Origin of the sequence: Staphylococcus sp. GDY8P57P (assembly GCF_017892585.1) — a bacterium.
Taxonomy (GTDB): domain Bacteria; phylum Bacillota; class Bacilli; order Staphylococcales; family Staphylococcaceae; genus Staphylococcus; species Staphylococcus borealis.
Genome location: NZ_JAESLK010000034.1, coordinates 1 through 10,507 on the forward strand (window position 1 = coordinate 1; position 10,507 = coordinate 10,507).

Genomic DNA, 10,507 nt, shown 5'->3' on the forward strand with positions numbered 1-10,507 from the left:
TCTACGGATTTTCGCCATGCCACGAAATTAGCATCATGCTAGCAAGTTAAGCGAACACTGACATGATAAATTAGTGGTTAGCTATATTTTTTTACTTTGCAACAGAACCCTTTTTAGTATAATCTCGCAGCGAGGTGGTTATTAAATGACCTGAAGTATCAAGATATTCCACTTGATCATTCAAGACCCTAACTTTTCGATTGTTCACATAATATTTGTTATGTGATTTATTTTCTGGCTCTGTGTCATCACCGCTATCACCAGATTCCGAATCATGTGTTAACTGACTAGGCACATTATTATCACCCGTTTCGACAATTACGTCAGGTTCACCATCAAAAGAAGGGTCAGCAAATAAACGAGTTGCTCCTCTGAAATCAATAATAGTAAAAAATTCTTTCCCGTGAGCCTTATCAATCCGAGTACCTCGACCGATAATTTGCTTAAATTCAGTCATTGAGTTAATGTTTTGATCTAAAACGATCAGCTTACAGGTCTTAACGTTGACACCAGTAGTTAATAGCTTTGAAGTAACTGCAATTGTTGGATATTTACTACCAACATCTTCGAAATTACTTAACTGCGCCTTACCTTCATTATCGCTGCTAGTCATTGTCATTACATAACGTGAGTCACGACTGACAATGTCAGTATTTTCATTTACCAAAGCCATTCGCATCCGGTTTGCATGGTCAATATCTTCACAAAAAACAATGGTCTTATCCAAACGAGTTTTACCTTGCTTTAAGTACTCACTCACATAATGAGCAACCTGTTTAGTTCGATCATCAATCACCAATGTACGGTCAAAATCACTCGCAGTATATTCGCGATCCACAATTAGTTTACCATTGGCATCACGTTCGCCCTTATGTGGCCGATAACCAGTTACATCTACATCAAGATTTACGCGTATTACTCGATATGGTGCTAAGAATCCATCATCAATGCCTTGTTTTAATGAATAGGTATAGATAGGCTCCCCAAAATAATCGATATTTGAGACACCTTTTTCGTTTTTAGGAGTAGCTGTCATTCCAAAGTGAGTTACATTAGGGCCGTCAAAGTAATTTAAAATTTTACGCCATTGACTATCTGCTTTTGCAGAACCACGATGTGCTTCATCTATGACTACTAAATCAAAAAAATCAGGTTTAAATTGTCTGAATGGTTCGTGACCTTCATCTTCATCTTTACCGGCTAATTGTTGATATAAAGCGAAGTGAATTTGATAAGAACTATCCAATTTTCCCTTTTGGACTTTAGTGGCTTTGCCTAATAAGGGGCTAAAATCTCCAGTCATGGCCTGATCAACTAAAATATTGCGATCAGCTAAATATAAGACCCGCTTTTTAAAACCAGCTTGCAATAAACGATAAACTATTTGAAAAGCTGTAAAAGTTTTTCCGGTACCAGTGGCCATTACTAATAAAGCACGTTGACGGCCGCTAGCAATGGCTTGTACCGTCCGGTTAATCGCAATTCTTTGATAATAGCGTGGTTGATTTGCTTCCCTGGTTGAGTAATACGGTTCTTCAACTACTTGCAATTCTTCTTGAGACAATCCCTTTTCCTTCTTATAACGTTGCCACATAGCTTCTTTTGTAGGAAATTCGTCCATTGCTAAAGAGCGTTCTTGACCAGTTAGCATGTCATGTTCCAAAAAAGAGCGGCCATTTGTTGCATATACAAAAGGAACTTCTAATGACTTGGCGTGCTTTAGACCTTCTGCATAACCAATTCCTTGTTGAATTCCGTGGTTATAGGTATGTTGCAAATCTTTAGCTTCAATAATTGCTAGTGGATAATTTTCACGATAATTTAGCAAATAATCAATTTTTTTCCGGCTATTTTGTTTAGTGTAATTATTAATAACAGTAATTCTTCCATCCGTGTATGGATATTCCATCCGATAGTCTGTTGACTTCCAACCAACTCGTTGAATTGCGGGTGTTATGTATCGATTTTTAACATCTTCTTCTGATAAATTTCCCATACCAAATCCCCCCTAATTTTTGGTGAACTGAAATGCCCTTGTCAATTTATAAAAGGTAAATCAGGTTTATTATCGTAACCATAGTTAATCTTGGAAAAATTTTAAACAGGTGTAATGAATAGGTAGAATGAACTAATAATCGAGTGGATTTACATGTATTTGATTGTTTTTTTATTTTTTTCGTACATCTAAACCTTGAATTGCATTATCGTACGTCCACTGCTTAACTTTTGTCATGTCATTAGTGCGGTAATAATCAGCAATTAATTCATTCCATTTATCCCACTTATCTAAGGGCACATTGATTAGTCCAACGCCACCGTCAATCATGATTTTATTGGCGCTTAAAGTAGCGGTTCGCTTGTTACCGTCCCAAAAGATTTGTTGACGCATATTATGATACATAACGGTTAAGGCTTTATCAGTCGTGGTTGTCTGTGAGTTAGCCAATGTTTGTTGTAAAAATGCTTGTTCCTGTTGTTCGTCAATTAGTGGTGGTTCAAAAAATTCTTCGTCTCCTAAATTGACTCCACCTTGTCCTTGTCGTAACTCGCCAGGAACCAAGGCATCTTCGGCAGCCACGACTTTATTAATTTGCTTTTCCATGGGCAAAGTTAAGGGTTCAGTCTGGGTCGTGACGTATTGCCAACCTCGCTTTAAATTAACAATCGTCAAAACATCTTCCACTGGCACACCTGCAACACTCATGCCGTCCATGATCGTTTGTGTTTGTGGCAAAGTTGTATTCACTCCTTCAAAGCGGGCGTTGGTATGCACTAACTTAGTAAAGTTTGAGCGTGCAAAGCGTCGATTTTCTTCCGGCGTAAATTGATATAAATCAAGATATTGCTGTGAGTTTGCCATTAAAATTAACTCCTTTTAGTTATCAAAAAGGCGTTTAAAGAACCCCTTCTTTGTGGCTTCTTTTTGATAATCATTATTTTCTTCTGGTTTTTGTGCCTGTTCAGTATTTTTTTGTTTAGTTTGTGTTTGTTGCTTAACTTCCTGCGGTTCATTTTGCTGGGTTAAAAGACGCTGGGTTGATAGGTTTAACTGTTGTTGCTGATCAATTAGCTTTTGTGCTTCATCAAGTTGTTTATCTTTGCTTTCCAACTGCTTGGCTAACAAAGCATTTTGTTCTTTTAGGTTCTTAATATTGTCCTGCATAGCAGCAATAATTTGGTCAGTATTATTATTTATTTCGCTATGATACTCATTGTGTTGGTCATGTTGCGACCGTTGTGCAACGTCATCGTTAGAGCTACCTGACATGCCTTTTACAATGGTATTTTTCTGCGTTGCGTTAAACAATAGTGTGCGTTCTTTTACATCAGTGTGCGCAATATTGTTTTTCTTTATATAACGATAAACATTGGATTTGTCTTTGCCGATTTCCTCTGCAATATCCTTCATAGAATAAAGCTTCATGCTAAATTCCTCCTTCATTGCGAACAATGTTACCACAATAATGTGCGCAACGATGTTTTTTATTTAAGCTTCTTAGTTTTCTACCATTGCTTTCATACGTGCATCTTCAAACCAAAAAGCTTTATCAACTTGTGCAACGCCTAGCTTGTAGGCATATAAAACTGGCTGTTGTAAGGTAGCAAATTCTTCTGGGCGAATAAGTGGCACCGATTGTTGGTTATAGTTGGTTGAATGGCCACCAAATAAGGCGTCAACTGTACCCGTTGAACCGCCACCATTATAGGACCTTCCTTTAATAACTGCTGTTTTGCTTCCTGCACGGTCAGAAAAGTATTTTTGGCTCGTATTATCAAGGGCATTGTGTACGACAACATAATGCATATTATCCATAATCAGTTTACGCCCAGTTTCTTGGTAGTTCTTGTCTAATTGGGCTAATGACTGCAATAAAATCATCACGGACACATTACGCGAGCGGAGTGTTGAAATAGCGTCAGTAAAAGCAGGCATATAGCCTAGTCGTGGAAACTCATCTAAAGCCATTAAAATATTCGGAGTAGCATGTTCAGGTCGTTTCGTTAAATAACGTGTAAATTGCGAAACAATCAATGATAAATAACGCTGATACACTTGTAGCTGACTTTCAGGTAAAACAAGATAAATCCAATTTTCTTCAATATCTTGCGGCGTAATACTTGCACCGTTTCCTGATAGTTGGCGCAAAATAGGATCAGTTGCAAAAACTACCAGTGTATTGCGTAATTCGTTCATTAGGCTGGCTAATTGTTCTGTTTTGATACCAGCAACGGCGTTGATTAATATTCTAGTTTCTGACTTTTCACTAGCTGCTAACTGTTGCATAATTTGATCTGCAGGATTAGCTGTTAACCATTCAGCAATTTCGCTAAATGATTTTTCGTTTTTAAATTCCCAACAAGCGCTCGCCAAAATATTCTGTGCACTTTCTTTAAAATACGGTTCTTTAATATCAGGACTGATTGGAATAAGAGTTTGTGCCAGATCAACAACATCAGTATAACTTTCAATAACTGCCAAAGGATCATAGGCTAGTTGCGGCTCAATAAAATTCAAGACTTTCTTATTGGGGTGTAAATGCCCAGTTTTAGCAAGTAGTTCTGGCTTAATATCCACCACAAAAGCATTACCAGAGTAAGTTAATAGCGTTGGAATAAGATTACTGGCCGTTTTCCCAGTTCCTGCACCACCAAAAATTGCGATATTACCTTCCGTAGATGCAGGCTTTGCAACAAGCCGATTACCTTTTTTACCAAATACAACCCCGTTATTACTTAATAGACCGCCTTTTTTAAGATCATTTTTATCAAGAAAGAAAGCTTTTCCCAAATCTCCAGAAACTAAAGATGTTTTTTGTGGAAAGAGGCAAGATATCCAGCTAATTGCTAAATAGGCCAAAAAAATCATGCTGGCCTTTTGATTAATATACCAAAGTGGCATAGCCAACAAGAAAGTAAAACCACCAGTTATAAAAACAAAAAAAGTGGCTAACCCATTACTTTTAAACGTTGTAAAAATGGTACTACGGATAAAGTAATGGATTGGGAAAATAACTGCTCGAATAGAAAATCCTTTAGCATCTTTATGGTTATCAGATTGTCTAGCATTACGTACACGTAAATAAATTAACCAAATAATTAATACGGCAATAAGTATCAAATCAGTCATCAAAAGTCCCCCTAATTAAATTGACGATTACGAATAAAATTATTATGAATCTCTACTTGCGTGACTGAACGGCCACGCTTCGCTTGAAATAATTCCAAATCCATATCTTTAATTTTTAAGTTGATTTCCTTAATTGCCGGAGTTAATACATCACGCTTTAAATATCCATATGCATAACTTTTTGGAGCACCCAACCATTGCTTAAAATCATCAGGAGAGCCTTGTACAATAGCAATCGATTTTCCATTATCTTTATCAGCCTCACGGATCAATTTGTACAACAAAATTGAATATTTACTTTTTAGTTGTACCGTGTCATCAAGAAAGTACTGCGTATAATTACCATTATCTTTTAACTTTAATAGAAAAGGAGCGAAACGTTCGTTAATTTTTAGCTGGACTTGACCGTTCTCCCAAAGATCGACAACTTCAAACCAACCAGTCATTGTTACTCGCTTTTCTTCTTCACTGTAAATATAAACGTCCTTTTTTCGCATATCAGCTAGATTTTGTGCCAATTGTGAGTAAGTCCGACCACTGCGTTTTAAATCCAAAACATTTGATAGCTCATACATCGAAGTCTGAATAACATTAAAATGCTCATCTTCAGGCTTAATTTTAGAAACTACATAGTCCATGATTTTTAATTCACGCGCATTTAAATCATGGCGCGCTTTCGTAATTAAATCATTATGTTCAGCAACTTGAAAGAAACGCTGTTGTTCAAAATCTTCTTTGTTGAAATTCCGATCATTTGTCCATAAAAAATAACGTTTATCAGCCATATAGAGCACCTCCTTAATTTAATTAGTTCACTCATTTTAGATGAGTATATATTTATAAATGAGATAAATCAACTCATTTATTTTTAAAACTCATAAGTCGTGTGCTTTTTACTCATAAGTCGTGTGCTTTTTACTCATAAGTCGTGTGCTTTTTACTCATAAGTCGTGTGCTTTTTACTCATGTATACGCCCAACTATCATTGATATAAAAGCATTTCACTCTCTATAAGTATTTAGAATTATAAATAAATTACTATAAAATTACAGGCGTGCGTACACGTGTGCTTGTACCCTAACAATTGCTATTAATCAAACAAAAACACAAAGCAAAAAAGGAGTGAGAGAAAATCACTCTCACATTTAACTCCATTCGCTTTGCTCATTGCGCCTCTCTACGATCGTTGCTAAAAAGGTGTGGCGCTTGCGCCACATTAAAAAAACCTTGGGAACTGTCGCCCCAAACCCCGACCAAGCTGAAGCCAGCTTGATCGCTATGACTTTGCCGCCAGTCGGGCTCGAGGAAACAATAGCTTGTTTCCTAAAGCATAAGGCTTTTAGTTAAGTGAAGTCAGTCAACTAAAAAGCCTCAAAAAGGGGCTAACTACTAAAGCAGTAAGCCCCTCTAATTCGATTTACCGTTGACTAACACCTAGATAGAACGCTATTGATATTAAATTACAAACTTTTTTTCGTTAATAATTTGTTCCTGCCGCTTATCTAAAACATACGTGTGTAGGGCATCAAAAAGTCTCCGTTTATCAGGGTCAGGGTTATGCAAAGCTTGTTCCCAAAGGCCTTGAATATCAACCGTCCAAGGATCAACTAACAATTGTTCAATTTGCTCGACTTCTTTCATTTCTTTAAGCCCTCCCAATCGTCCTTATTTCGTGTTCTAAGCCATTTCAGTACATCTTTGATGTTTTATATCCTTTAAGCAAAAAAATGTGTCAAAGCCCAAAATACAAGTCCTGAGAGCAAACCAGTAGGGACAACGGCATACAAATAATTTTTAATTTCATACCAGCTCATATTTCTATGTGTTCGGTCAATTTCCGTAGATAAACGGTTAGCGACTTGGTCCATAGTCTTTTGAACGATCTGGTTTAGGCGGTCGCTTAAGGTTTTCAGAGTGTCGTTGTTGCTCTTTTGTGCGTTGTTTATCTGCTTGAGTTCGGCGATTGTCTTTTGATTGACGGTCATTGTCTGTTCGTTGAACTGTTTTTGCGCGTCTTTGAGCGTCGCGACTAATTGTTCTTTGCTGATCTTGTTGTTGTTTTCTAAACTGTTTAAGGTCGTCTGAAAGGCTTGATTGACGTGCTGACTGGTTTTCTCGATTTGTTGGAGTTGTTCGGTCAACTCGATTTGTTGTTTGCTCTGTAATTGAATTTGTGTGCCTTGATAGTTCCTGATTTCTTTCAGGGTCTGGTTGAGCGCTGTTAAATCTGTTTGTATCTGGGTTTTTGGTATCTGTTTGGTTGTATCTTGGGTCTCTGGTACGTCTTTCCAACTCATTGTAAATTGCCCCCTTTTCGTAAGCTGTGCCAAGTTTATTACCACGAGCCTTATAATTCGTCCCTGTTAGCTGATAGGTAAGGTCTTTACCTCGTTCCCATACATCTATTGCTTTTTGCTTTAAATCGTCTCTAAACGTCTGAAAATCGCATATAAGCTGATTAGACATGGTACTATCAACTGCTTGTCTGATTTGGTCTTTCCAAGTCGGTTGTCCGCGGTCTTGCATTTTGATTTCGGCCATAGAACGCTTTTCATACCGTTCAGGGTCAGTGTGTGTTACTTCTAGTCCATGTTTTTGTACGATTTCATCGGTGTTATGAACGAGCTTTTCACGATATTCTTGCCAATTTCCATGCATTTTCTTGCCAGTTTCCAAGTCAATTGCCCCAATGACAGCGTGAATATGTAAGGCGTCTGTATCAGCATGTTCATATAGCGCCACCTGTTGATTAGGATAAGTCTTTTGATACACTTCTTTGGCAATATCGAGAGCTTTTTTCTGGTCGATTTCGTTTTTAGGGTCAAATTCCTTTGGACTAAATGAAATACGACTAGCATAGGCTTGTGTTTTACCTTGATTACCGTACACTTCACGGACTTGTTTAAATTGACTTTTAGCATAGTTCACATCAAGGTTTAGTCCGTCCTTTAAGACCGCACGTTTTTCGGCATAATTGACAAGCCGTGACGCACTTGCAGACCGCTTTATGTGAGTTGTTGCCATATCTTTGCCACCTCACTTTGAAGTTCCTGCAATGCTTGGGCGGGGACGTTGCCCCCCTGATTGGCGTGTTTTGCTAATTGGTTGAGATTACCCCCAATTTTTGCTAATTGACGGGCTAACTCTTGCGCTTCTTTTGCGCCAATCTTAGGGGCAACGATCCGCGCCCCCTGTGCCTTCTTTTTGACAAAAGCAGGCACGGACATATTTAAAGTTTTCGCAGATTGCGAAAGCTTTAAATAGTCCTGCTCGCTCACTCTAAAATTGATTTGCCGACTGTCTTTCCGATTGGGTTGTTTATCGGATAGATCGCTAGCCATATTGTGTTGTTCGCTCACAAACCCCACCCCCTTTGTTTTGCCTTTCAGGCAAGTGAATTGATTGATTAAGCTCGTGAAACCCTAAGGGTTTCTACTCACATAATAAATCAATTCACGGGGTTTGGGCAAGCAACCCACATGCTAGCCACTTACGTGTCTGATGTGGTGCTTGCAAAGGGGACGCTAGCGCTCGCCCCTTGACCCCCTAGCTACGCAAACTCATGGCAAAATGACTAGCTATAAGCTAGCCACTTTTTGCCAATCGTTGCGTATGCCATTTGCTGATTTATTCCGCAAATGGCGTCTGCCCGACGGGGGCTGTCTGCCGAATTATTTTGCATAATAAGCATGATTTCATCAAGACAAATTTTGCATTTGACGCATGCTTTCAGCAGGAACCTTTCAGGCAGACCATTTCATGGAGAGTTCTCCTCGAACGGGGCAAGTTAAGCGAACTTGAGCGCAAAAAAATAAGCATGTATTGCTTATTTTTAAAGACAAAGTCTATATTCATTTAATCATTGAAACTAGATCTAAAGGCTCTTAGCAAATTTAAACACATCTCTCAATACTTTTTCTAAGTAGCGTGATGCTGTTAATTCTTGTGCTTCGGCACGCTGGGCTAATTCTTCTGCTATTTCAGGTTTCAATGTATATGATTTTGACACACGTGATTGTACTGAATGTGCTTCTTCTTTATATGGCATAATGGATCAATCCTTCCATGTTGTATTTAGTACAGTTTTAATTATAACTGTAACTACAACTATAATTAAAACTGTATCTCTTTTTTAAATGCTTTTAAATCGGCGTTGCTGGGTTCTGACACTAATCCCTGTTTTGCGTTCAATCATCTTATAAGTCATGCCTTGCTGGCGCAACTCATAGGCAAATTTAATTTGTTCGTCTGTGTAGGTTTTGGGGCGTCCCTCGTGAAAATTGGGGTCATTTTTCTTGGCATATAATTTGCCCTCTTGGGTACGTGTGACAATCATATCTCGCTCAAACTGCGCAAAGGCGCTGAAAATCGTAAAAATTAACTGTCCTGTGGGCGTATTGTCGATTGTCCCCATGTTAAGGATTTGTACTTTAATATTCTGGTCAAATAGCTGTTGAATAATCTCTAAGGCTTCTTTGGTGTTTCTGGCGAAACGATCAAGCTTGGTAATGATTAACGTGTCGCCTGGGGCTAGTTTTGTCAGTAATAAATTAAACTGGGGACGCTGGGTCGTTGTCCCTGTAAATTTTTCTTGATAAATAATTTCTGCGCCTGCTTGCTTTAATTGGTCAATCTGATTTTCTAGTTTTTGGTCGGGAGTACTTACTCGTGCATAGCCGTATTTTGTCATTTGATTTCTCCTTTAATCTGATATAGCATGCCATGCTATATGGTATGATAATTGTTTATTTTGGGTTGATATTTGTGTCCCCTAAGTTATGACGCTTCTTCATGCCTATTATTATAGGGTTTGAAAAAACAGAGCACAACTTATAAGTTATGTCTTTTGAACTTGGAGTGAGAATGCAGTCAAGTGCTAGGTGTGGAGATTTTTTTGTGGGCTTCAAAAAAATACTACCCGTTCTTGACGGAATGAAACGACACACTGAAACGGCTGAAAGCCAAAGTTAGTTACACCAACTTTGCTTTCCTGCCACACGGCGAGTGGGCGAGTGAGTTTGAGAGGGGGGAAACTCCTCTCATTATTGCGGTCAAGCTGGTTCAGCTTGTAGGTGTGGGCGGTTCTGTTGCAAAGTTTCCGATAAGCTCATTTTGAGGTAAAATAATTGAAAAAGATAGCTTGGAGGAATGAAGATGACTCAGTTCAAAGGAAAACAATTTCAAAAAGACGTGATTATCGTAGCCGTCGGCTACTATCTTCGGTACAACCTGAGTTATCGTGAAGTGCAGGAAATTCTGTATGACCGAGGAATTCACGTTTGTCACACCACAATTTACCGTTGGGTGCAAGAATACGGAAAGATTCTTTATCAAATTTGGAAAAAGAAAAACAAACAGTCCTTTTATTCATGGAAAATG

General features: G+C 38.3%; 11 protein-coding genes. 1 reads left to right on the forward strand and 10 read right to left on the reverse strand.

Going from position 1 to position 10,507, the window contains the following annotated elements; translation table 11 throughout:
• Nucleotides 1-91 precede the first annotated feature (91 nt).
• The 10 genes from hsdR to KA878_RS10680 form a co-directional block, all read right to left on the reverse strand.
• Nucleotides 92-1,996, reverse strand: coding sequence for an EcoAI/FtnUII family type I restriction enzme subunit R (hsdR, locus tag KA878_RS10635; RefSeq protein ID WP_193839973.1), 1,905 nt, complete (start codon nt 1,994-1,996; stop codon nt 92-94).
• Nucleotides 1,997-2,167: 171 nt separating this feature from the next.
• Nucleotides 2,168-2,860: a Fic family protein gene (locus KA878_RS10640; protein ID WP_193839974.1), complete on the reverse strand. Its 693-nt coding sequence runs from the start codon at nt 2,858-2,860 to the stop codon at nt 2,168-2,170.
• 15 nt (nt 2,861-2,875) lie between these two features.
• On the reverse strand, nt 2,876-3,424 hold the full coding sequence (locus KA878_RS10645) for a DUF536 domain-containing protein (RefSeq protein ID WP_210142159.1): 549 nt from the start codon (nt 3,422-3,424) through the stop codon (nt 2,876-2,878).
• Nucleotides 3,425-3,496: 72 nt separating this feature from the next.
• Nucleotides 3,497-5,128 carry a type IV secretory system conjugative DNA transfer family protein gene (locus KA878_RS10650; RefSeq protein ID WP_193839975.1) on the reverse strand — a complete coding sequence of 544 codons (1,632 nt, stop codon included), beginning with the start codon at nt 5,126-5,128 and terminating at the stop codon, nt 3,497-3,499.
• A gap of 11 nt (nt 5,129-5,139) precedes the next feature.
• Nucleotides 5,140-5,913: a replication initiation protein gene (locus KA878_RS10655; RefSeq protein WP_075270665.1), complete on the reverse strand. Its 774-nt coding sequence runs from the start codon at nt 5,911-5,913 to the stop codon at nt 5,140-5,142.
• A gap of 670 nt (nt 5,914-6,583) precedes the next feature.
• Nucleotides 6,584-6,769, reverse strand: coding sequence for a hypothetical protein (locus KA878_RS10660; RefSeq protein ID WP_193839976.1), 186 nt, complete (start codon nt 6,767-6,769; stop codon nt 6,584-6,586).
• Nucleotides 6,770-6,979: 210 nt separating this feature from the next.
• Nucleotides 6,980-8,152 carry a relaxase/mobilization nuclease domain-containing protein gene (locus KA878_RS10665; protein WP_193839977.1) on the reverse strand — a complete coding sequence of 391 codons (1,173 nt, stop codon included), beginning with the start codon at nt 8,150-8,152 and terminating at the stop codon, nt 6,980-6,982.
• Nucleotides 8,134-8,487, reverse strand: coding sequence for a MobC family plasmid mobilization relaxosome protein (locus KA878_RS10670; protein ID WP_193839978.1), 354 nt, complete (start codon nt 8,485-8,487; stop codon nt 8,134-8,136). Before KA878_RS10670 ends, KA878_RS10665 begins: the two co-directional genes overlap by 19 nt.
• A 515-nt stretch (nt 8,488-9,002) precedes the next feature.
• Complete coding sequence (locus tag KA878_RS10675) at nt 9,003-9,176, reverse strand: hypothetical protein (protein WP_159232342.1); 174 nt, start codon at nt 9,174-9,176, stop codon at nt 9,003-9,005.
• An 84-nt stretch (nt 9,177-9,260) separates the two neighbouring features.
• Nucleotides 9,261-9,818, reverse strand: a complete 558-nt coding sequence (locus tag KA878_RS10680; RefSeq protein ID WP_193839979.1) for a recombinase family protein — start codon at nt 9,816-9,818, stop codon at nt 9,261-9,263.
• Between the two features lie 464 nt (nt 9,819-10,282).
• Between KA878_RS10680 and KA878_RS10685 the strand changes: the two genes are divergently transcribed.
• The coding region (locus KA878_RS10685; protein WP_177219800.1) for an IS6 family transposase at nt 10,283-10,507 on the forward strand (225 nt) is incomplete at its 3' end.

What these genes read in the sequence shown, in the direction of transcription:
- KA878_RS10655 (WP_075270665.1), bottom strand. Translation starts at nt 5,913, where the DNA reads ATGGCTGATAAACGTTATTTTTTATGGACAAATGATCGGAATTTCAAC.
- KA878_RS10680 (WP_193839979.1), bottom strand. Translation starts at nt 9,818, where the DNA reads ATGACAAAATACGGCTATGCACGAGTAAGTACTCCCGACCAAAAACTA.
- KA878_RS10660 (WP_193839976.1), bottom strand. Translation starts at nt 6,769, where the DNA reads ATGAAAGAAGTCGAGCAAATTGAACAATTGTTAGTTGATCCTTGGACG.
- hsdR (WP_193839973.1), bottom strand. Translation starts at nt 1,996, where the DNA reads ATGGGAAATTTATCAGAAGAAGATGTTAAAAATCGATACATAACACCC.
- KA878_RS10640 (WP_193839974.1), bottom strand. Translation starts at nt 2,860, where the DNA reads ATGGCAAACTCACAGCAATATCTTGATTTATATCAATTTACGCCGGAA.
- KA878_RS10645 (WP_210142159.1), bottom strand. Translation starts at nt 3,424, where the DNA reads ATGAAGCTTTATTCTATGAAGGATATTGCAGAGGAAATCGGCAAAGAC.
- KA878_RS10650 (WP_193839975.1), bottom strand. Translation starts at nt 5,128, where the DNA reads ATGACTGATTTGATACTTATTGCCGTATTAATTATTTGGTTAATTTAT.
- KA878_RS10665 (WP_193839977.1), bottom strand. Translation starts at nt 8,152, where the DNA reads ATGGCAACAACTCACATAAAGCGGTCTGCAAGTGCGTCACGGCTTGTC.
- KA878_RS10675 (WP_159232342.1), bottom strand. Translation starts at nt 9,176, where the DNA reads ATGCCATATAAAGAAGAAGCACATTCAGTACAATCACGTGTGTCAAAA.